The sequence below is a fragment of the Microbacterium sp. NPDC058345 genome (assembly GCF_042723855.1).
GTDB lineage: Bacteria > Actinomycetota > Actinomycetes > Actinomycetales > Microbacteriaceae > Microbacterium.
In genome coordinates, this window is the sequence record NZ_JBHXIG010000002.1 from 634,878 (window position 1) to 656,637 (window position 21,760).

Annotated in this window: 21 protein-coding genes; 4 read left to right on the forward strand and 17 right to left on the reverse strand. The window is 69.3% G+C overall.

Annotated features, from left to right (window positions below; all coding sequences use genetic code 11):
* Positions 1–183: 183 nt before the first annotated feature.
* The 9 genes from ACFWH5_RS10725 to ACFWH5_RS10765 form a co-directional block, all read right to left on the reverse strand.
* Positions 184–1,203: an ArsA family ATPase gene (locus ACFWH5_RS10725; protein WP_378834534.1), complete on the reverse strand. Its 1,020-nt coding sequence runs from the start codon at positions 1,201–1,203 to the stop codon at positions 184–186.
* Positions 1,146–1,430, reverse strand: a complete 285-nt coding sequence (locus ACFWH5_RS10730) for a cory-CC-star protein (RefSeq protein WP_378834536.1) — start codon at positions 1,428–1,430, stop codon at positions 1,146–1,148. The genes ACFWH5_RS10725 and ACFWH5_RS10730 overlap by 58 nt, the downstream gene beginning before the upstream one ends.
* Positions 1,431–1,433: 3 nt before the next feature.
* Complete coding sequence (locus tag ACFWH5_RS10735; protein WP_378834537.1) at positions 1,434–3,161, reverse strand: carbon starvation protein A; 1,728 nt, start codon at positions 3,159–3,161, stop codon at positions 1,434–1,436.
* A 51-nt stretch (positions 3,162–3,212) separates the two neighbouring features.
* Positions 3,213–3,923, reverse strand: coding sequence for a hypothetical protein (locus tag ACFWH5_RS10740; RefSeq protein ID WP_378834538.1), 711 nt, complete (start codon positions 3,921–3,923; stop codon positions 3,213–3,215).
* Positions 3,920–4,087 (reverse strand): CopG family transcriptional regulator, encoded by a 168-nt coding sequence (locus ACFWH5_RS10745; RefSeq protein WP_378834540.1) that lies wholly within the window; start codon positions 4,085–4,087, stop codon positions 3,920–3,922. The genes ACFWH5_RS10740 and ACFWH5_RS10745 overlap by 4 nt, the downstream gene beginning before the upstream one ends.
* Positions 4,088–4,158: 71 nt before the next feature.
* Complete coding sequence (locus ACFWH5_RS10750) at positions 4,159–5,643, reverse strand: ATP-binding cassette domain-containing protein (protein ID WP_378834541.1); 1,485 nt, start codon at positions 5,641–5,643, stop codon at positions 4,159–4,161.
* On the reverse strand, positions 5,640–6,449 hold the full coding sequence (locus tag ACFWH5_RS10755; RefSeq protein ID WP_378834543.1) for an ABC transporter permease: 810 nt from the start codon (positions 6,447–6,449) through the stop codon (positions 5,640–5,642). The genes ACFWH5_RS10750 and ACFWH5_RS10755 overlap by 4 nt, the downstream gene beginning before the upstream one ends.
* A complete protein-coding gene (locus ACFWH5_RS10760; RefSeq protein WP_378834544.1) occupies positions 6,446–7,441 on the reverse strand; it encodes an ABC transporter permease in 996 nt (331 codons plus the stop codon). Before ACFWH5_RS10760 ends, ACFWH5_RS10755 begins: the two co-directional genes overlap by 4 nt.
* A 12-nt stretch (positions 7,442–7,453) precedes the next feature.
* The gene (locus tag ACFWH5_RS10765; protein ID WP_378834546.1) at positions 7,454–9,085 is read right to left on the reverse strand and encodes an ABC transporter substrate-binding protein; all 1,632 of its coding nucleotides are present in this window, start codon (positions 9,083–9,085) and stop codon (positions 7,454–7,456) included.
* Positions 9,086–9,252: 167 nt separating this feature from the next.
* On the opposite strand from ACFWH5_RS10765, the gene valS reads away from it, so the two are divergent.
* Both valS and ACFWH5_RS10775 read left to right on the forward strand, forming a co-directional pair.
* A complete protein-coding gene (gene valS / locus ACFWH5_RS10770; protein ID WP_378834547.1) occupies positions 9,253–11,826 on the forward strand; it encodes a valine--tRNA ligase in 2,574 nt (857 codons plus the stop codon).
* Positions 11,826–12,053: a hypothetical protein gene (locus ACFWH5_RS10775; protein ID WP_378834549.1), complete on the forward strand. Its 228-nt coding sequence runs from the start codon at positions 11,826–11,828 to the stop codon at positions 12,051–12,053. The genes valS and ACFWH5_RS10775 overlap by 1 nt, the downstream gene beginning before the upstream one ends.
* 75 nt (positions 12,054–12,128) lie before the next feature.
* Here the strand turns inward: ACFWH5_RS10775 and ACFWH5_RS10780 are convergent, their stop codons facing one another.
* The 4 genes from ACFWH5_RS10780 to tdh form a co-directional block, all read right to left on the reverse strand.
* Positions 12,129–12,347 (reverse strand): hypothetical protein, encoded by a 219-nt coding sequence (locus ACFWH5_RS10780; RefSeq protein ID WP_378834550.1) that lies wholly within the window; start codon positions 12,345–12,347, stop codon positions 12,129–12,131.
* A 2-nt stretch (positions 12,348–12,349) separates the two neighbouring features.
* The gene (locus ACFWH5_RS10785; RefSeq protein WP_378834552.1) at positions 12,350–12,958 is read right to left on the reverse strand and encodes an ArsR/SmtB family transcription factor; all 609 of its coding nucleotides are present in this window, start codon (positions 12,956–12,958) and stop codon (positions 12,350–12,352) included.
* Between the two features lie 82 nt (positions 12,959–13,040).
* Positions 13,041–14,219, reverse strand: coding sequence for a glycine C-acetyltransferase (locus ACFWH5_RS10790; protein ID WP_378834814.1), 1,179 nt, complete (start codon positions 14,217–14,219; stop codon positions 13,041–13,043).
* 15 nt (positions 14,220–14,234) lie between these two features.
* The gene (gene tdh / locus ACFWH5_RS10795; RefSeq protein ID WP_378834553.1) at positions 14,235–15,278 is read right to left on the reverse strand and encodes an L-threonine 3-dehydrogenase; all 1,044 of its coding nucleotides are present in this window, start codon (positions 15,276–15,278) and stop codon (positions 14,235–14,237) included.
* 86 nt (positions 15,279–15,364) lie between these two features.
* On the opposite strand from tdh, the gene ACFWH5_RS10800 reads away from it, so the two are divergent.
* Together ACFWH5_RS10800 and ACFWH5_RS10805 are read left to right on the forward strand one after the other, a co-directional pair.
* Positions 15,365–16,267, forward strand: a complete 903-nt coding sequence (locus tag ACFWH5_RS10800) for a LysR family transcriptional regulator (RefSeq protein ID WP_378834555.1) — start codon at positions 15,365–15,367, stop codon at positions 16,265–16,267.
* 28 nt (positions 16,268–16,295) lie between these two features.
* Positions 16,296–18,347: a M3 family metallopeptidase gene (locus tag ACFWH5_RS10805; RefSeq protein WP_378834556.1), complete on the forward strand. Its 2,052-nt coding sequence runs from the start codon at positions 16,296–16,298 to the stop codon at positions 18,345–18,347.
* Positions 18,348–18,356: 9 nt separating this feature from the next.
* On the opposite strand, the gene ACFWH5_RS10810 is transcribed toward ACFWH5_RS10805, so the two are convergent.
* The 4 genes from ACFWH5_RS10810 to ACFWH5_RS10825 all read right to left on the reverse strand — a co-directional run bounded on the left by ACFWH5_RS10810 (position 18,357) and on the right by ACFWH5_RS10825 (position 21,419).
* Positions 18,357–18,902: an NUDIX hydrolase gene (locus ACFWH5_RS10810; RefSeq protein ID WP_378834558.1), complete on the reverse strand. Its 546-nt coding sequence runs from the start codon at positions 18,900–18,902 to the stop codon at positions 18,357–18,359.
* 130 nt (positions 18,903–19,032) lie between these two features.
* Positions 19,033–19,743, reverse strand: a complete 711-nt coding sequence (locus ACFWH5_RS10815) for a Type 1 glutamine amidotransferase-like domain-containing protein (RefSeq protein WP_378834559.1) — start codon at positions 19,741–19,743, stop codon at positions 19,033–19,035.
* Positions 19,744–19,746: 3 nt separating this feature from the next.
* Positions 19,747–21,015 (reverse strand): ATP-dependent Clp protease ATP-binding subunit ClpX, encoded by a 1,269-nt coding sequence (gene clpX / locus ACFWH5_RS10820; RefSeq protein ID WP_378834560.1) that lies wholly within the window; start codon positions 21,013–21,015, stop codon positions 19,747–19,749.
* A 155-nt stretch (positions 21,016–21,170) separates the two neighbouring features.
* A complete protein-coding gene (locus ACFWH5_RS10825) occupies positions 21,171–21,419 on the reverse strand; it encodes a hypothetical protein (protein WP_378834562.1) in 249 nt (82 codons plus the stop codon).
* Between the last annotated feature and the right edge of the window lie 341 nt (positions 21,420–21,760).

Here is a 21,760-nt window from a genome sequence, read left to right on the forward strand (position 1 = left end):
CGACCGCGGTACCACCCCGCTTGCGACACCTCACGGCGACGCCACTCTCCCTGCGGCGATGACGGGCCTGCCCCGCTCGGTTCTACTGAGCCCGCACCCTGTGGTGGAGGGCGAGCGGTTCTTCCGAGAGCTCCCCGGTGATGGCCGGATCAAAGCTGTTGGGGTCATTCTACCCCCCGACGATCAGGAGGCGGAGCGCAGCAGCCCGGCGAGATCGGCCAGCGCCCGCGGGCCGGTGAGCTCCCCCGCCATCAACGGGATCTCGGCGATCGCCGCATCCGGGATCCGTTCGCGAAGGGCGGCGAGCTGACGGTCCTCGACCGTCCGTCGTGCGCGCAGCAGCGCTCCGGCGTCGTCCGGTGAGCGGCGGTTCGCGATCAGCGCCGCCACCTCGACCCGCATCGCGCCGAGGGACTCGATCACCTCGATCGTCTCGGCCACCGGCAGCGCCTCGGCGGTGAACACGACCACGAACCCTGTGCGCTCGGGGTCGGTGATGTCTCGCTGCAGCGCCTCGAAGCGCTCGCGGCGACGATGCAGCGCCTGTCGCAGTTCGCTCTCGGCCGACGGCTGCGGGGCAGAACGCCCCGCGAGGCCGCGCATGGCGGCGGCGAAGCGCTCGGATCGGTCGCGATTGCGCAGCAGGGTGTCCGTCCAGCCCGCCAGCTGCCCGGGAAGCGCGAGCAGGCGCAGCGTGTGACCGGACGGCGCGGTGTCGAACACCACGAGGTCGTACTCCCGCTGCCCGCGCTCTGCGGCGTCGGCGATGCGCTCGAGCACCGCCGATTCGTGGCTGCCCGGCGCGTGTCTGGCCCGTTCGAGATGTGCGCGCACTTGAGGATGCTGCTGCTCGGGCAGCATCCGCATCATCGTCCGCTCGACGGCCGCGAGATGCCGGTCGATCGTCGCGTGCGGGTCGATCTCGACACCGTCCACGATCCCGCCTTCCGCGGTCTCCGCGAGTCGCACCGGCTCGTCGCCGACGCTGCGCTGCCAGAGGTGGCCGAGGTTGTGCGCCGGGTCTGTGGAGACCACCAGCACGCGCCCGCCCTGCTCCGCACGCGTCAGCGCGAGCGCGGAGGACAGGGAGGTCTTGCCCACTCCCCCCTTGCCGCCGACGAAGAGGATGCGGCGACGCAGCACGTTCAGCAGCACGCGACGTGATCCAGGGGCGACCGCGGCATGCCCATCCGGCGATGCCACGCATGGAAGTCCTGCGCCAGCATCGGCAGCAGCTCCGCGCTGTAGTACGCGGCGGGATCGGGCACGCCGAGCGCCTCACCGAGCACGACGAGCGTGAACAGGTCGTCCTCGTCCCGCCGCTCGCGCGCGAGAGTCTGCCGGTACGGGCCGGCGTAGTACTCCGCCAGTCCGCGCCGGAAGGCGGCCCAGCCCTCGACGAGGCGCCGGGCCGCCCTCTGATGCGTCACCGATCAGACCTCCTCGCGCACCGCTTGCAGGCTGGCGTCCTCGTCCTCGGCCTCCGGCGGCTCCACCGCCGCCCTGCGCATGGCGATGATCGCCTCGACGGCCACCCACACGCTGGACACGATGATGATCACGTCGAGCACCAGCAGCAGCCAGTCCGGCTGCGCCGGGTCGGCGAACGACGACAGCTGCTCGATCGCGGCCCAGAACGACATCACGAAGACGAACACGAGCGGGATGAGCGCCGGCAGCGGATTGCGGCGCTTGCGGATGAGCATCACGGCGACGATCGAGAGCGTGAGCGAGGCCATCAGCTGGTTGGTCGTGCCGAACAGCGGCCAGATCCGCAGGCCTCCATCGCCACCCAGACCCTGCGAGAAGGTCAGCCCGAGCCCCACCACGACGACGATCAGCGTCGCCGGGAGCTTCGTGATGCGAATACGCATCGACTCGCCGATCTCCTGCACGACGAAGCGCAGCAGGCGCATGCCGGTGTCCATCGTGGTGGCCGCGAACAGCACGGCCATGGTGGCGAGCACGGTGGCGCTGAGCGAGGCGGGAAGGCCGATGCCGTTCTGCATGAGCGCTCCGCCGCCCTCGACGAAGGCCGCCACGCCGCCGGCGCCGAACGCGCTGTACACCTCGTCCCACTCCGCCGCGGTGCGGAAGCCGCCGATGACGGCGAGGATCGTGCCGAGCGAGAGCAGGCCCTCGCCGACCGCACCGAAGTAGCCGACGAAACGGGCGTCGGTCTCCTTGTCGAGCTGCTTCGAACTGGTGCCCGACGACACCATGCCGTGGAAGCCGGAAATCGCACCGCAGGCGATGGTGACGAACAGCAGTGGCAGCAGGCTCGGCGTGCCCTCCGGTACCGCGGTGTTGATCATCGGCGCGACGATCTCGGGCTTCTGTCCGGCGAAGATCGCGCCGATGAGCACTGCCCCGTACAGCAGTCCGAGCCCGACGAACAGCTGAACGCCGTTGATGTAGTCGCGCGGCTGCAGCAGCACCCACACCGGCAGCAGCGAGGCGATCGCCCCGTAGACGAACAGCGCGACGATCCAGAAGGTCGCCGGGGTCATCCCGAGGAAGCTCTCGGGCAGCACGACCGGCATCTGATCGCCGAGGACGATCAGGGCGTACAGCGTCACGACGCCGACGATGGTGACAGGAAGCAGCGGCCAGCGCAGCCGGTACACCGCGACTCCGACCAGCAGGGCCACGACGATGGCGCCCCACGTCGGAATGACAGCGGTCGGAGTGCTGATCAGCAGGTTCTTGATGACCACCGCGAAGGCGGCGATCACCATCAGCAGCAGAAGGAAGATCACGACGAGGAACAGATTCGCGCCGCGCTTGCCGATGTAGCGCGCCGAGAGCGCGCCGATGGAGCGCCCCTTGTTGCGCGCCGAGGCCCACAGGGCCCCGAAGTCGTGCATGCCGGCGAAGAAGACGGTGCCGAGCGTGACCCACAGGAAGGCGGGCAGCCAGCCCCAGATCACCGCGATCGCCGGACCGACGATCGGGGCGGCACCGGCCACCGAGGTGAAATGGTGGCCCCACAGGATGAACTTGTTGGTCGGCACGTAGTCGACGCCGTCGTTGAGCTCGTGCGCGGGGGTCTTGAAGGCCGCGTCGAGCCGGAAGGTCCGGCGTGCGAGGAACTTGGAGTAGACGAGATAGCCGAACGCGAAGAGCGCGAGGCCTATGAGCATCAGGAGTACGGAACTCATGGTCGGAATCCTCTCTCGTGGCGACCACGTCGTCGCCACACATCGCTCACCCTAGCAAGGCTGAGAGAATGCTGTGGGTTTCGCCTCGCGGTGATAGCCGTACAGGTCGTCCTGCATCCCGTTGATCCACGCAACCGGATCGGCGACCCGGATGGTGCGCGCGTAGGCCTCGTCCACCACGGAAGCCGCGAATCCCGCGTCGACCAGCCGCGCGGCGAGCGCATCGAGGTCGCCCTGGGTGAGGAAGCCGAGCCCGATCGACGGTTCCGAGGCGGCGTGCACGCCGACCGAGCCGCCCCCGTCCGCGTGCATCTCGACCCATCCGCCGCGGTCGGCGACGATGTCCGCGCGCAGACCGAGCGCCTCGAGGATGCCGCGGGCCTCCGCCACGTCCTCCTGGAACCAGATCGGCTGCATGAGGAGGTCTCCCGAGGCGGCCTTGGCACCGGCGGACACGGTGACCTGCACACCGGAGGCGGCGCGCACGGTGAGCATCTCCCCCACCCCCTTCATCACGGAACGGGTGACGTCGCGCCCCGCGACAGCCCGCTCGGCGGTGTCCAGATCGTCCACCAGCAGGTGCAGATCCGCCGTGCCATCCGCGTGATCGTCGATCTCGCGGTGCACGGCGAGCACACCGCCGCCGTCGAACTCGGCCCAGTCCGCTGCCGGCGGGAACGGCGCGACCAGTCCCAGTGCGGCGGCCAGCGCATGCCAGCGCTCGGGGTGCCGTGCGTACACGATCTGCTGCACGGTGATCATGATCCGTCCTCCTCCAGGTACTCGCGCAGCGCCCGCTCCACGAGGGCGGAGAGGCTGGAGCCCTCGTCGATGGCACGGTGCTTCACTGCGCGTACGACTTCGGGCGGCAGATAGACGTTGAACTGCACCTTCTGCTCGCCGTGCGGCCGCTCAACCGATCGCATGCTAGCAACATAGCAAGGGTCGTGCCCGTCGGCAACACACAAGTCAGGCTCCGGATGTCAGGCTCCGGATGTCAGGCTCCGGCGGCGAGCAGCTCCCGGGTGAACGGATGCCGCGGATCGGCGAAGACGCCGCGCACCGGCCCCTGCTCGACGATCACACCGTCCTTCATCACGAGCACCTCGTCGCTCACCGCCGCGATCACGGCGAGGTCGTGCGAGACGAAGACCATGGTCAGCTCGCGTTCGCGCTGCAGACGGGAGAGCAGCTGCAGCACGCGGGCACGCACCGTCGGGTCCAGCGCCGACACCGGCTCATCCAGCACCAGCACCTGCGGATCGGCGGCGAGGGCCCGGGCGATCGCCGCGCGCTGCCGCTGCCCGCCGGAGAGCTGCCCGGGGCGACGAGCGGCGATCTCGGGGGCCAGCCCGACCTCGGTCAGCAGCTGCGCGGTACGGCGCATCCGATCTTTGCGCGGTGCCCCTGCCGCCTGCAGAGCCTCCGCCAGCGAGCGTCCGATGGTCCACCGCGGGTCGAAGGCGCCCAGCGGATTCTGATGCACGAGCTGCACCCGCTGCGGCGAGGACCATTCCAGCCTCCCTGCGTCCGGATGCTGGACGCCGACGAGCATGCGGGCGAGAGTCGTCTTGCCCGAGCCGGACTCGCCGACGATCCCCATGGTGCGGCCCGCGCTGAGCGTGAAAGACGCACCGACCACGGCGGGACGATCGAAGGACTTCGAGACCTCGTGCGCGACGAGCAGCGCGCCCCCCGGGGTGCGGACGTCCGCACGGGGTGCCGGGACGCTGGCGGCCACCAGCTCCCTGGTGTGCTCGGAACGCGGGGCGCGCATCACCTCGGTGGTCGTCCCCTCCTCGATCATCACGCCGTCGCGCATCACCAGCACCCGATCGGCGACCCGTCGCACCGCCGCGAAGTCGTGACTGATGAACACCACGGCCGTGCCGGTGTCGGCGATGTCGCGCAGCAGCCCGAGCACGCGCGCCTGCACGGTGGCGTCCAGGGCCGTGGTCGCCTCATCGGCGACCAGCACCGCCGGGTCGCCGGCGAGGGCGGAGGCGATCAGGGCCCGCTGTCGCAGGCCGCCGGACAGCTCATGCGGGTGACTGCGCGCACGCCGCTCCGGGTCGGGCATCGCCACCGACGTGAGCAGGTCGATGACCCGGCGCTCGCGATCCTGCGGATGCAGCCCGTGGATCTCCATCGGCTCGGAGACCTCGCGTCCGACCCTGCGCAGCGGATCGAGCGCGGCGAGCGCATCCTGCGACACGAGCGCGATGGCGCGGCCCCGCAGCCGGCGCCACCCGCTGTCGTTCAGGCCGCCCGCATCCGTCCCATCGATCTCGAGGCGCTCGCTGGTCGCACGCAGCCCCTCCGGGAGCAGCCCCAGCAGGGCACGTGCGGTGAGCGACTTGCCCGCTCCCGATTCGCCCACGATGGCCACGCACTCGCCCGACGCCACGGTGAACGAGACGTCATCGACGAGCGTGCGCGAGCCCGCGGTGATGCGCAGGTCCTGCACGTCGACCGCGGTCACGACGCGCGCCCCTCGGCTCGGGCGCGCAGCCGGCGGCCGACGACGGTGGCGCTGATCACCGTGAGGGTGATCGCGATGCCGGGGAAGACCGAGATCCACCAGGCGCCGCCGAGCACGTTGCGGCCGCCGGACAGCATGAGACCCCATTCCGGCGAGGGCTCCGTGGGGCCGAGGCCGAGGAAGCTGAGTCCCGCGGCAGCGAGGATGCTGGAGCCGATGCCGATCGTCGCCAGGACGCTGAGCGAGCCGACGACACCGGGCATGACATGGCGCAGGAACGCCCGCAGCGGCGGCACGCCGAGGATGCGCGCGGCCTCGACATGCTCCGCGATCCGCAACGTCCTGGTGCGGGTGCGCGCCAGGCGCACGTACACGGGCATCGCGGCGATCGTGACGGCGATCGCGACGTTGGCGTGCCCTGGGCCGAGCAGCGCCACGACCACGAGGGCGACGAGGAACTCCGGGAACGCCAGCAGGATGTCGGTGAGGCGCATCAGCACCGTGTCCAGCGCACGCGGCGCCGCACCCGAAGCGGATCCGAGGACGAGGCCGACGACGAGCGCGAGCGACGTGGCGAGCACGCCGATGCCGACCGAGGCACCGGCCCCGTGGACGACGCGGGAGAACACGTCGCGCCCGCTCTGATCGGTGCCGAACGGATGCTGCCCGCTCGGCGGCAGCAGCGCCGAGGCGACGTCGGTCTGCACGGGGTCGTGCGGGGCGAGCAGGCCCGGCGCCACGGCCGCGAGACCGACCAGCACGAGGAACGCGGCCGCCGCCAAGACGCCGCCGGTGCGCGCCGTCATCGGCGCTCCTCCGCCGCGGGGGCCGCGATCCACACCGGCGCCGACCGCAGACGCGGGTCGATGAGCGGATGCAGCAGCTCGACCAGTATGTTCACCACGACGAACGCGACGGCGCTCAGCATGATCACGCCGGTGACGACGGGCAGGTCGCGGTCGGTGATCGCCGCCAGGGTGACGCTGCCGATGCCGGGCCGGGCGAAGACGGTCTCGACGAGCACCGCTCCGCCGAGCAGTGAGCCGACGAGATAGGCGGTCAGCGTGAGGGCGCCGGCGGCGCCGTGCCGCAGCGTGTGATGCAGGGTGAGCCGGGCGTGGTCCGCACCGCGTGATCGCACCGTCTCGGCGAACGGCTGGCGCTCGGCCTCGTCGATGCCGTCGCGCAGCACCTGTCCGATCAGCGCCGAGACGGGAAGCGCGAGGGTGAGCGCCGGCAGCACGATGGTCGCGGGGTTTCGCGATCCCGCCACGGGGAACCACCCCAGCCCGAAGGCGAACACACTCAGCAGCACCAGCCCTATCCAGAACACCGGAGACGACAGCACGATGAGCTCGAGGCCGGCCACGACGGTCCTCGCCGCTCCCCGGCGGGCGAGCAGGACTGCGGCGAGCGCCAGCACCACCGCGATCAGCAGCGCCACCAGCGCGAGCTGCACGGTCGCACCGAGCTGTCGTCCGATGACTTCGGTCACCGGCATCCGCAGCTGGTACGACTCGCCGAGATCGCCTCGCAGCAGCCGTCCGAGGAAGTCGGCGTACTGCTCGGGAACCGGTCGGTCCAGTCCGAGCTGCGCGCGGATGCCGTCCTTGACCTCCTCGCTCACCTGAGCCTGCGGCCCGAGCATCACCGAGACGGGGTCACCGGGGATGAGCCGGAACGAGATGAAGGCGAGGGTCGCCGCGCCCCACAGCACCACCACGACCGACGCCGCCAGGGCGCCGACGCGTCTCAGGATGCGGAGCGGGGCGTCTCGTCGCCCCCGTGAAGACCTCACGGCGGCGGGTGGTCAGCGCGTGACCGACACGTCGTAGAACAGCGGGCGCCCGTAGAGGTCGTAGGAGAGTCCGTCGACACCGTCGTTCACCGCGGTGATCAGCGAGGGGACATACAGCGGCACGATCGCGACGTGCTTCGCATTCCACTGCTGCAGCTCGGTGTACACCTTCTCGCGAGCGGCCGGGTCGGTGGTGCTCAACCCCTGCTCGAGCAGGGCGTCGACCTCGGGATCCTTCACCTGCGACGCGTTCTGGAAGCCCTCGCTGCCGAGGTGGCTGCGCAGCAGGTCGGCGTCCACCCCCGAGAACCCCCAGTCGGTGATGTCGAAGGTCTTCGGTCCGTACTGCTCGTTGTACGCACCGGGCTCGAGCACCTCGCGCGTGATCTCGAAGCCGACCTTCTTCAGGTCGGACTGGATGGCGTTGGCCAGCGCGGCCCGGTCGTCGGGAACGGGTGTCCACGCGATCCAGCGCGCCGAGAGCCGCGCGCCGTCCTTCATGCGGATCCCGTCGGCGTCGCGCTCGGTCCAGCCCGCGTCGTCGAGCAGCTCGTTCGCACGGTCCGCGTCGAAGGGCCAGCTGCCCTCGAGCGTCTCGTCATAGCCGGGAGTCGTGGAGCCCAGCACGCTCCACGCCCGAGGGAACTGACCGAAGAAGATCTTCTCGATGGCGGTGTCGACGTCGATGGCACGCTCGAACGCCTCACGCACCTTCTGATCGGCGAACACGCCGTACGCCTCGTTCAGGAACAGCGAATAGGGCATCCCCGGGTACTCGATCGACTCGACGGTGAGCTGCTCGCCGAGTTCGGCGGCGATGTTCGGCGGCAGCTGGCTGGCGAGGTCCGCCTCGCCGGACTCGACCACGCCGGCGCGGACGGACGCCTCGGGGAGGATCTGCACGCGCAGCGTCTCGAACCGGGGAGCCTTCTCACCGTGCGGACCCCAGGCGTAGTCGTCGTTGCGGGTGTACACGATCTCCTGGTTGGGGGTGTACTCCGTCATCTCGAACGGACCGGTCCCCACATTGACGTCGGGTCCGCCCGCCTTGAGCTGGTCGCCGGAGTTCGCGAGCACGGTCGGCGACCAGAATCCCAGCTGCGCCGTGCTCGCGGCCTGCAGGAACGGCGCATAGGGGCCGGTGAAGTGCACGGCGACCGTGTGCCCGCCGACGACCTCGGTGCTCTCGTACAACTCGCCGCCCAGCATGCTGGCGGCCTGCGCCGAGGCCGTCGCCGGATCCATGATGCGATCGAAGTTCGCCTTCACCGCGGCGGCGTCGAACGGTGTGCCGTCGGTGAAGGTGACGTCGTCGCGGAGTTCGAACGTGTAGGTCATGCCGTCGTCGGAGACCGTCCAGCTCTTCGCGAGCCACGGCGAGAACGTGCCGTCCGCCTCCTGGAACACCAGCGAGTCGAGAACCTGACGCTGCACCATCGCCGAGACGTCGAGCTGGCTGATCTGCGGGTCCATGTGTCCGGCGGACAGATTCGCGCCCTCGATGGCCCAGATCAGCTCGGCATCCGGATCGGCGGTGGTCGAGCCGCCGTCGGAGGCGGGCCCGGCGCAGGCGCTCAGGATCAGAGCGGATGCGGCGGCGATCGCGGCGAGCGGAAGCAGACGGCGCACGGCGGATGAAGGCATCGGGAACCTCGGAGATGTGCGGAAAAAGGGGGACATCCCATGCTACCGAGGATTTGTTGGACGCGGTCGATCTACTACCTATCGCGTGGCCACCGGGTAGACTTCCTGCACAACCCACACTCAGGCACGCTCACACGGTGCCGCACACATCGCTCAAGGAGACCCTCATGTCCGCGATCCCCGACAAGCCCGCCCTCGAAGGTCTCGAAGCGAAGTGGGGTGAGCGCTGGTCCGAGCAGGGAACGTTCCTCTTCGACCGCGCCGGCGCCGCGGCATCCGGGCGCGACGGCGTGTACTCGATCGACACGCCCCCGCCGACCGCCTCCGGCAGCCTGCACATCGGGCACGTGTTCTCGTACACGCACACCGACATCAAGGCGCGCTTCGAGCGCATGCGCGGCAAGAAGGTCTTCTACCCGATGGGCTGGGACGACAACGGCCTGCCCACCGAGCGCCGCGTGCAGAACTACTACGGGGTGCGCTGTGATCCTTCGCTGCCCTACGACCCCGATTTCGCCCCGCCGTTCGAGGGCGGCGACAACAAGTCGGGCCGTGCCGCCGACCAGGCTCCGATCAGCCGCCGCAACTTCATCGAGCTGTGCGAGAAGCTCACGGTCGAGGACGAGAAGCACTTCGAGGCGCTCTTCCGCCAGCTCGGGCTGAGTGTGGACTGGACGCAGACGTACCGCACGATCTCCGACGACACCATCCGGCAGAGCCAGCTCGCCTTCCTGCGCGGGCTCGAGCGGGGCGAGGCGTACCAGTCGCTGGCGCCGACCCTGTGGGACGTCGACTTCCGCTCCGCCATCGCGCAGGCCGAGCTCGAGGACCGCGAGCAGCAGGCCGCGTTCCACCGCATCGCCTTCCCCAAGAGCGACGGCTCGGGTGACATCCACATCGAGACCACCCGGCCGGAGCTGCTGCCCGCCTGTGTGGCCCTGGTCGCGCACCCCGACGACGAGCGGTACCAGCCGTACTTCGGTTCCACCGTGCGCACGCCCCTGTTCGACGTCGAGGTGCCCGTGCTCGCGCATCATCTCGCGCAGCCCGACAAGGGCTCCGGCATCGCCATGATCTGCACCTTCGGCGACGTCACCGACATCGTGTGGTGGCGCGAGCTGGATCTGCCCAACCGCACGATCCTCGGCAAGGACGGCCGCGTGCTCTCCGACGCGCCGGAGGCGATCGGATCGGATGCGGGCAGGGCCGCGTACGCGGAGCTCGCCGGCAAGACGGTGTTCAGCGCCCGCAAGCGCATCGTCGAGCTGCTCGGCGAGAGCGGCGAGCTGCTCGAGGTGTCGAAGCCGTTCAGCCACGCGGTGAAGTTCTTCGAGAAGGGCGACCGTCCTCTCGAGATCGTGTCGACGCGCCAGTGGTACATCCGCAATGGCGCGCGCGACGAGCAGCTGCGCGACGAACTGCTCGCCAACGGCCGTGAACTGGCCTGGCACCCCGATTTCATGCGGGTGCGCTACGAAAACTGGGTCGGCGGCCTGACCGGTGACTGGCTGATCTCGCGTCAGCGCTTCTTCGGCGTGCCGATTCCGGTGTGGTACGCACTCGACGAGAACGGCGAGCGCGACTACGAGCGGGTCATCGTGCCCGACCACGACCGGCTGCCGATCGATCCCACCAGCGAGGTGCCTGCCGGCTACACCGAACAGCAGCGCGGCGTGCCGGGCGGGTTCGACGCCGAGAAGGACATCTTCGACACGTGGGCCACCTCCTCGCTCACCCCGCAGCTCGCCGGCGGATGGCAGCGGGATGAAGACCTCTGGAACCTGGTCGCGCCGTTCGATCTGCGTCCCCAGGGCCAGGACATCATCCGCACCTGGCTGTTCTCGACCATGCTGCGCTCGACACTCGAGGATCACCGCTCGCCGTGGCGCAACGCCGCGATCTCGGGCTTCATCGTCGACCCCGACCGCAAGAAGATGTCGAAGTCGAAGGGCAACGTCGTCACGCCGGCCGACATCCTCGACAAGCACGGCTCGGATGCGGTGCGCTACTGGTCGGCCTCCAGTCGTCTGGGCATGGACGCCGCCTTCGACCCGCAGAACCCCACCCAGGTGAAGATCGGGCGACGCCTGGCCATCAAGATCCTCAATGCGGCCAAGTTCGTGCTCTCCTTCCCCGTGCCGGAGGGAGCGCAGATCACGCATGCGCTGGACGCGTCGATGCTGGCGACCCTCGACGGCGTCATCCGCGAGGCCACCGCGGCGTACGAGCACTACGACCAGGCGAAGGCGCTCGAGGTGACCGAGGCGTTCTTCTGGACCTTCTGCGACGACTACCTCGAGCTCGTCAAGGAGCGCGCCTACGACCAGACCGATGTGGGCCAGGCCTCCGCGGCCCTGGCGCTGCGCCTGGCGCTGTCGACGCTGCTGCGCCTGCTCGCGCCGATCGTGTCGTTCGCGACGGAGGAGGCGTGGTCGTGGTTCGAGGAGGGTTCGATCCACACCGCCGCATGGCCCGAACCGCTCGGAAGCGAAGGAGATCCCGCGGTGCTCGCCACCGCGAGCGCAGCGCTGATCGGCATCCGCCGTGCGAAGACGGAGGCCAAGGCGTCGCAGAAGACCCCCGTGTCGAGCGCGACGATCGCGGCGCCCGCCGAGCGGATCGAGGCTCTGCGCGCCGCTGCCGGAGATCTGAAGGCGGTGGGGCGAATCGCCGAGCTGAGCTTCGCAGACGCCGCCGAGCTGGCCGTCACCGCGATCGAGCTGGCCCCGGTGGAGGCATGATGCAGCTCGGGACGCGCTGGGCGATCGGCACGCGGCCTCCGGGCTCGGTGCCGGAGGCGCTGCTGCCCGCCATCGCCGAGGTGGAGACCCACATCGCGGACACGGCGCGTCCGGCCTACTGGACGCTCACCTGGCTCGAGGGCCGGCCGATCGCCGAGCTCGACGCCGGGTGGGAGGTCCTCCTGACCGCCCAGAACGAGGTCGTCGCCCGCCCGTTCCAGGACTGATCTCCGCACGTCACAGCGCCGGCGCGCTACCCCGGGCCGTCGGGGCGCGTGGCGCACCGCGAGGAGGCCCGTCGTTCAGCGCGGGCGCGAGCCGATCGAGAGCAGGGCCGCATCGAGCGCCCGCGGGTCCGGTATACGCGCGTGCTGCTCGCGGAGCAGGTCGAGCGCGATCGCACGACGCTCGGCCCTGGCGGCGATGCGGCGTTCGACGTAACGCGACAGGGCGCCCGCGAGATGCTGCAGCCCGCGCTCGAGCGGTGTCGGGGAGGCGAGAGGAAGGGTTGCACTGGTCATGATCAGTCCTGGTTCATCGTGCCGCGGCTGTTCGCCGTGGCCAGATCGAAGATCTCGGAGCGCAGTGAGACGCGCCGCGTGCCCGGTGCGCCTTCCTGCCCCTGGTAGCGCTCGATGATCGCGTCGACCGTCGCGCTCATCTCGGTGGTGACCTCGGCCATCTGCTCCGGAGTGAGGTCCAGCATGGTCGTCATGAACAACCCGGCATCCTTCCACTCCTCCGGCTGCTCCGACACGGGGCGGTTGAGGTAGTCCATCAGCGTCTGGTGCCGCAGCCGGAAGAACTCCGCGGTGACGATCTGCGCGGCCGCCCGGTTGGATGGACTCATGCTCTCGTCGGGGCCGGGAAGATTGATCCGGCCCTTCGGCCGTTCCCACCAGCGCTCTCTCGCGGTTCCGCGGCCGGGCACCTCACGGATGAGGTCGTGCGCGGCGAGCGCCCTCAGGTGGTAGCTCGTCGCGCCGGAGGTCTCGCCGATGAGCACGGCGAGGCTGCTGGCCGTCTGCGGCCCCCGCTCGCTGAGGAGATCGTAGATCTTCACTCGCAGCGGGTGCGCGAGCGCCTTCAGCGCCCCCGCGTCGAGTGTGCGACCCTGCGTGTTCTTCGTCATGCATGCAAAGCTACCTTTGCAAACACATCTTTGCAAGCATTTCTTTGCAAAGATCCGCGGGGAACCGATCGTCGAGTCGTCGTCAGCTCACCGCGGCGCGCGCGGCGACGAACGCGTCGACGCAACGCTCGACCTGTCTGGCGGTGTGCGCCGCCGAGAGCTGCACGCGGATGCGCGCCAGCCCGCGAGGCACCACGGGAAAGCTGAACGCCGTGACATACACACCCTGTGCCTGCATCTCCTTCGCGATGCGCGCCGTCAGCGCCGCATCCCCGAACATGACGGGCACGATCGGGTGCTCCCCCGGCAGCAGCTCGAAGCCCTCCGCCGTCATGCGCTCACGAAAGAGCGCCGCGTTATCGCGCAGTCGCGCACGCAGGTCCGCGGAACCCTCGACGAGGTCGAGGGCGGTCAGCGTCCCCGCGACGATCGCGGGCGCCAGGGTGTTCGAGAAGAGGTACGGGCGGGAACGCTGGCGCAGCAGCGCGACGACCTCGCGGTGGGAGGCCACATACCCGCCGGATGCCCCGCCGAGCGCCTTGCCGAACGTGCCGGTGTAGATGTCGACGCGATCGGCGACACCGCACAGCTCGGGGGTGCCGCGGCCGTTGTCGCCGACGAATCCGACCGCGTGCGAGTCGTCGACGAAGACGAGGGCGTCGTAGCGCTCAGCGAGGTCGCAGATCGCCTCGAGCGGCGCGATGTAACCGTCCATCGAGAACACGCCGTCGGTCACGATGACACGGAAGCGCGCGTCGGATGCCGCCTGCAGCTGCTCTTCGAGATCGGCCATGTCGCGGTTTCGGTAGCGCAGCCGGCGGGCCTTGGACAGCCGGATGCCATCGATGATCGAGGCGTGGTTCAGCTCGTCGGAGATGATCGCGTCCTCGGCGGAGAAGAGCGTCTCGAACACGCCGCCGTTCGCGTCGAAGCACGAGGAGTACAGGATCGCGTCGTCGGTGCCGAGGAATTCGGACAGCCGGCGCTCGAGCTCGAGGTGCTGCTCCTGGGTGCCGCAGATGAAGCGCACGCTCGCGAGGCCGTAGCCCCACTCATCCAGAGCGCTGCGGGCGGCATTGAGGATCCGTGGGTCATCGGCGAGACCGAGGTAGTTGTTGGCACAGAAGTTCAGCACCTCCGCGCCGTCGGCGGTGATCTCGGCGCTCTGCGGTCCGCGGATGCCCCGCTCGTGCTTCGTCAGGCCGGACGCCTCGATCTCGGCGAGTTCCGCGGCCACGTGGGTCTTGAAGTCTTTGTACATCGCCACTCCGTCTTCTTACAGCTGTGTCCAGTCGAGGATGATCTTGCCCGTGCCCGCCGACTCGGCGGCGGCGAAACCCTGCTCCCACTCGCGGGCGGGGATGCAGTCGGCGATGACGCGGCTGATCGACTCCCGCAGGGTCGCGCTCGTCTGCAGCATGGCGCCCATCGCGTTCCAGGTCTCGAACATCTCACGGCCGTAGATGCCCTTGATCGTCAGCATGTGCGTGACCAGCTTGCCCCAGTCGATGTCGAAGCCGCTGCTAGGCAGTCCGAGCATCGCGATGCGACCGCCGTGGTTCATGTTGTCGATCATCGACGGAAGAGCCGACGGCGCCCCGCTCATCTCGAAGCCGATGTCGAATCCCTCACGCATGCCGAGCGCAACCTGCGCGTCGTGGATGTCCTGCTGCGACACGTCGACCACGCGGTCGGCCCCCATGGCCTTCGCCATCTCGAGGCGGGGCGCACTGATGTCGGTGGCCGTGATGAAGCGGGCGCCGGCGTGGCGGGCCACGGCGATCGCCATCAGTCCGATCGGCCCGCATCCCGTGACGAGCACATCCTCGCCGACGAGCCGATACGTGAGCGCGGTGTGCACGGCGTTGCCGAGCGGATCGAAGATCGCGCCGAGTTCGGGGGTGACGTCATCGTGGTGCACCCATACGTTGGTCGCGGGCAGCGAGAGGTACTCGGCGAAGGCGCCGTCACGCTGCACGCCGAGTCCGATCGTCCGAATGCACATCTGGCGACGGCCGGCGCGGCAATTACGGCATGTGCCGCAGACGATGTGTCCCTCGCCTGAGACCCGGTCGCCCACGGCGATATCATGCACCAGCGAGCCGATCTCGACGACCTCGCCGTAGAACTCGTGGCCGGGGATGAGCGGGGCGGCGACGGCCGACGCCGCCCAGTCGTCCCAGCGACGGATGTGCAGGTCGGTGCCGCAGATGCCGGTGCGCAGCACGCGGATGATCACCTCGTCCGGGCCGGCGACGGGATCGGGCCTGTCGACGAGCTCGAGTCCCGCGGCGGGCGCGGGCTTGAATAACGCCTTCATGCTTCGATCAGACCGCATCCGAACATGTAGAGCAACCACATCTTCCTGCAATAACCATTCAGGAGTACTGAATCTAGAATGGAGGTGTGGAACTTCATCAGCTGCAGATCCTGCGCGAGCTCGGTGCGCTCGGGAGCGTCACAGCGGTCGCCGCCGCACTGCGGGTGACGCCGTCAGCGGTGTCGCAGCAGCTGGCGGCGCTGCAGCGCGGGTTCCGCACCCCGCTGACGCGCAGGCAGGGGCGCAGCCTCACTCTCACCGCCGCCGGCGAGGTGCTCGCGGCGGCCGGGGCCGAGGCGATCGACGCGATGGCCGCGGCCAGGAGCGCTCTCGACGCGTTCGAGCACGACGTCACCGGAGTGGTCACGCTGAGCGGGTTCCACAGTGCGGGTCAGGCACTGTTCGGCCCGGTGCTGCGCGAGATGCGAGCGCCGGCTCCGAGCGTGCAGCTCACCGACGAGGACGTCGCACAGACCGAGTTCCCCGCGCTCACCGCGCGCTACGACCTGGTGCTCGCTCATCGGATGGAGCACTCCGCGCCGTGGCCGACGCAGGGCATGCGCAGCCTCACGCTCGTGCGGGAACCCCTCGATGTCGCGGTCGCCCTGTCGCATCCGCTCGCGAAGCGCCGATCGCTCACACCCGCCGACGTGGCGGGTGAGCGCTGGGTGACGAGCCGCATCGGCTATTCCCCCGACGACGTGCTCACGACCGTCGCAGCCATCGCGAACCACCCGGTGCAGGTGCAGCACCGCATCAATGACTACGGCGCCGTGGCGGCCGTCGTCGCCACCGGCGATGCGATCGGGATGCTGCCGCGGTACACGTCTCGCAGCGTCGACGACCGCGACATCGTGCGGCTGCCTCTGGAGGGCGTCAACACGCTGCGGTCGATCGACCTGCTCAGCCGGCCCGAGAACCTGCGCCGCAGTTCGGTCCGCGCCGTGGTCGAGGCGCTGCAGCGGGTGATGGCGCGCCTGAGCGGGTGAGCGCGGCGGCGGGCCATAGGCTCGAAGGATGACCGTGGCTACGAATCCGCTGCTCCAGCCGTCCGCGCTCACTTACGGGCTGCCCGACTTCGCCGCGATCCGGCCCGAGCACTACCTTCCGGCGTTCCGCCAGGCGTTCTCCGAGCAGCTGAGCGAGATCCGCGCGATCACCGCGGTGCGATCGATGCCGACGTTCGAGAACACCATCGAGGCGCTGGAGCGCAGCGGTGAGCTGCTCGACCGCGTCGCGCATGCCTTCTACACCGTGAGCTCTGCCGATGCGACTGCCGACATCCAGGCGATCGACGAGGAGCTGGCGCCGCTGATGGCTGCGCACGAGGACGCGATCCGCCTCGACGCCCCGCTGTACTGGAGGGTCTCGCAGGTGCACGCGCAGCTCGACGACCTCGATCTCGATGCCGAGCAGCGCTATCTCGTCGAGCGCCACTTCCGCGAGATGACCCACGCCGGCGCGGCGCTCGAGGATGATGCCAAGGCACGACTCACCGGCCTCAACCAGCGGCTCTCGACGCTGAGCACCACGTTCGAGAAGAACCTGCTGAACGACACCAACGAGCTGGCGGTGCTCTTCGACGACGCCGCAGAGCTGGACGGACTGACGCCGGGCGAGCTGAGCGCGACGGCGCGTGCCGCTGCCGATCGGGGCCAGGAGGGCAAGCACCTGGTGACCCTGCCGTTGTTCAGCGGCCACCCCTACCTGGCGTCGCTGCGCGTGCGCGAGAGCCGCCGTCGTATCATGGCGGCCTCTTTGGCCCGCGGCTCGCGTGACAACGCCAACGACAATCGCGGGGTGCTCGCCGAGATCGTGCGGCTGCGCGCCGAGCGGGCTGCCCTGCTCGGCTACGCGTCGCACGCCGCGTACGTCACGGCCGATGAGACGGCGGGCTCGCCTGAGGCCGTGGAACGGATGCTCCGGCGGTTGGCTGCGCCTGCCGCGCGCAACGCCGATCGCGAGCGCTCCGCGCTGCAGGAGATCATCGATGCGAACGAGCCCGAGCCGTTCGCGCTGGAGGCGCACGACTGGGCGTTCTACACGGAGAAGGTGCGTCAGGCGCGCTACGACATCGACAGTGCGGCGCTGCGGCCCTGGTTCGAAGCGGAGCGCGTGCTGCGGGACGGCGTGTTCTTCGCAGCGACACGGCTGTACGGCGTGACGTTCACCGAACGCGATGACCTCGTCGCGTATCACCCGGGTGCACGGGTCTTCGAGGTGCACGACGCCGATGGCGCCGAGGTCGGCCTCTACGTGCTCGACCTGTACACGCGGGATTCGAAGCGCGGCGGCGCGTGGATGAATCCGATCGTCAGTCAGTCCGCCCTGCGCGGCACCCTCCCGGTCGTGGTGAACAACCTCAACGTCTCGCGCCCCGGCGACGGGCAGCCCACGCTGCTCACACTCGACGAGGTGACCACCCTGTTCCACGAGTTCGGTCATGCGCTGCACGGCCTGTTCGCCCGCGTGACCTATCCGCACTTCGCCGGCACGAACGTGTTCCGCGACTTCGTCGAGTTCCCCAGCCAGGTGAACGAGATGTGGATCCTGTGGAGCGAGGTGCTCGACAACTATGCCCGCCACCACGAGACGGGTGAGCCGCTGGATGCTGCGATCGTCGATCGGCTGCGGGCGACGGAGACGTTCGACCAGGGCCACGCCACGAGCGAGTACCTCGCCGCCGCGTGGCTCGACCAGGCGTGGCACCGGGTGCCGGAGGGGGTGGAGGTCGGCGATGTCGCGGCGTTCGAGGTGGCCGCCCTCGACGACATCGGGCTGCACGATCCGGTGGTGCCGACCCGCTACTCGTCCACGTACTTCGCGCACGTGTTCTCGGGCGGCTACAGCGCCGGGTACTACTCCTACATCTGGAGCGAAGTGCTCGACGCGGACACCGTCGAGTGGTTCCGCGAGAACGGCGGACTGACGCGGGAGAACGGCGACCGCTTCCGCGGCCGACTGCTCGGGGTCGGTGGGTCGAAGGATCCGCTGGAGGCGTACCGCGACTTCCGCGGCCGGGACGCCGACATCGCTCCGCTGCTGACGCGGCGCGGGCTGGCGAACTGAGCCGCCTGATCATGCCGGTGCGCGGCTGAGCCACTCCCGCGCCTTGTACCAGGTCAGCTGATGGTAGCTCTGCTCAAGCTCTGAGCCGAGGGTGTCGAACGGCCGCTTCCGGACGGCGATCGTCTCTCCCTCATCGAGTTCCTGCTCGGCAAGGTGAACGCAGTGCAGCGCGAGGAAATGGTGCACCCGGTTGGTGTGGTTACCGAAGTTCGCCCAGGTCGCACCGAGGTCGACGATCTCCGCAGCTGTGTGGCCGGTCTCCTCCAGGAGCTCACGACGAGCGGCGTCCAGAGGCTGCTCGCTCGCCTCCACCGCACCGCCGACGGTACCCAGGGCTACGATGCCGGCGCCGTGCCGGTACTCCTCGACCACGACGGCCTCGCCGTCGGGGGTGAGCGCGAGCAACGAGATCCACTCCCCTGGTTCGAGCACGTAGTACGGCGCGATCACGCGCCCTGCGGCATCCTCGCACTCGTCGGCGCGCAGACGGATCCAGCGGTCGGCGACGATCGTCTCACTGCTCCGCACCCGCCACGGCAGGGGTACGGCGGTCATGACTCGGGACTCCTGGCCGGAGTCAGGTGCTCTTGCGCTTCCCGGTGAGCACGCCAGTGAATGGTGCTCCCGCGTCGACGGCGGCCTTCGTGACGGTGATTTTGGTGACGCACCGACCTCACCCTTCCTGTCAGCCGAGCACCCGTACCGGGAGCTCCGTCTCCACGCCGGCACCGCCGTTGCGAGACACGGCGGCAACAGGTCGGTCTCCGCGCTCGCTGACCGCTTCGACGATCTCGCCGTCGCGCCAGACGATCGCGGTGTAGTCGTCGGCTGCGTGGCCCTCGGGGAGCGACCCGGAGCCGATCCAGTCCAGGTACAGTTCCCGGCGGCCGGGTTCGCCGAGGTAGTGGGGGCACGCGCTCCCCGGCAGGAACCCGAGCCCGTCAGACAGCGGGGCGAGCGGGCCGAAGGAGTCCGTGGACGAGGCCTCGAACCAGCAGTTCATCCCCGCGCTGAGACCCGCCAGGATCGTTCCCGCGGCAGCGGCCTCCCGCAACACCTCGGGAACGCCGTGCAAGCGCCAGATCGCGAGCAGGTTCGCCGTGGAACCACCGCCGACGTAGATCAGGTCCTGCTCCAGCAGCACTCCTGGGTCGCTGTAGTCGTATGCCGAGTTGCCGAAGAGCGACAGCACCGAGGCATCCGTCCGCCCCGCGAACGCGGCTTCGAATCGTCTGCCGTAGTCGACGGAATCGCCGCTCGCCGTCGGCACGAAGCACACTCTCGGCCGCTCACGCCCGGTGAGCTCGAGCAACAGGTCATCGATCGCCGAACCGCCGTCGTCCGACATCGAGAAGCCGCCGCCACCGAGCGTGACGATCGTGCCAGGAACCGCCACCGCTCAGGCGCTCTTGCGCTTGCGTGCCAGCACGACCGTGGGCGGCGCGCCCTCGTCGACCGCCTCCCGGGTGACGACCACCTTCGTGACGTCCTCGGTCGAGGGGATCTCGAACATGATTGGGCCCAGCACGTCCTCGAGGATCGCCCGCAGCCCACGGGCACCCGTCTTTCGCTCGACGGCCAGGTCGGCGATGGAGCGCAGCGCGTCCTCTTCGAACTCGAGTTGCACGCCGTCGAGTTCGAACATCCGCTGATACTGCTTGACCAGCGCGTTGCGCGGGCCGGTGAGGATGTCGATCAGCGCCTCCTGGTCGAGCGGCGACACCGAGGTCACCACGGGGAGTCGGCCGATGAACTCGGGGATCAGGCCGAACTTGTGCAGGTCCTCCGGCAGCACCTCGCTGAACAGGTCGAGATCCTTGCCCTTGTCGTGCAGAGGCGCTCCGAACCCGACGCCGTGCTTGCCGACCCGGGCGGAGATGATGTCCTCCAGGCCGGCGAAGGCACCGGCGACGATGAACAGCACGTTCGTCGTGTCGATCTGCAGGAACTCCTGATGCGGGTGCTTGCGCCCTCCCTGCGGCGGCACCGAGGCGACCGTGCCCTCGAGGATCTTCAGCAGCGCCTGCTGCACACCCTCGCCCGACACGTCCCGCGTGATCGAGGGATTCTCCGCCTTGCGTGCGATCTTGTCGATCTCGTCGATGTAGATGATGCCGGTCTCGGCGCGCTTGGTGTCGTAATCGGCGGCCTGCAGCAGCTTCAGCAGAATGTTCTCGACGTCTTCGCCGACATACCCCGCCTCGGTCAGGGCGGTGGCGTCGGCGACGGCGAACGGCACGTTCAGGCGCTTCGCCAGAGTCTGCGCGAGATAGGTCTTTCCGCAACCGGTCGGGCCGAGCATCAGGATGTTACTCTTGGCGACCTCGACCTCGTCGGCCTTCTGCTCCGCGGGCTGCAGGGTGCTGCGCGCGCGGACCCGCTTGTAGTGGTTGTACACGGCGACCGCCAGCGAGCGCTTGGCGTCGTCCTGGCCGACGACGTACTCCTCGAGGAAGGAGAAGATCTCGCGAGGCTTCGGCAGCTCGAAGTCGGCGACGGGGCCGCTGCCGGCCTCGGCCATCCGCTCCTCGATGATCTCGTTGCACAGTTCGACGCATTCGTCGCAGATGTACACGCCGGGACCGGCGATGAGCTGCTGCACCTGCTTCTGACTCTTTCCGCAGAAAGAGCATTTGAACAGGTCAGCGCTTTCGCCTATGCGAGCCATGCGCGTCCTCCTCGAAGCGAGCGGTCAGGCGGGATCCTGACTCCGTCAATCGAGCCTAACCGCTGGGTAGGACACCGGGGCGTATTGGCGCGGGCCCGGTCTGCTGTCAGCAGAACCGGGCCCGTCGCCCGGCCCCTGGCGCGGACCATCCTGTCTCATGGCACGCGGGTGAATTCCACAGCCGGGTCGACCAGCAGTGTCAGCACGTCGCCCGGTTGCACTGTCGTTTCGATGTTGTTGAACTGAAGCACGGTGATGTAGTCGATGCAGAAGCGCTCGCCGATGGCGGCCGGGGCATCACCCGACTGGACCGTGTAACTCTGGACACGCCCGTCGTCCGTGAGGCTCGCCGGACCGCCGGCGAGGCTCGCCGCGCCGGTGTCGACGGCCCCCGGCCCCTGCATCCACACGTTCGTGGTCAGGTCGTCCTCGCCGGCGTACGCGCCGAAATGGATCTTCGACCAGCTGGTGCACTTGCCGGGCGGGAACCCGTCCTGCGCTTTCGGCGCTTTCGCGGGAGACGGCGTCGGCGACGGCTCCGGACCGCCGACGGCGTCCCCGCCTCCGCTGCCGGCGTTCCGCCCGCGTTGACGGGGGCGGATGCAGTGCAGCCGCTGAGCACAGCGAGAGACACGGTGGTGAGAATCGTCACGGTGATGACAGCTGTGCGGTTCGGCATGAGTGAACGGTAGCGCGGGACGTGGCGAACCGGCGAGAGATATATGCCGTCTTTCGCTTCGGCCCC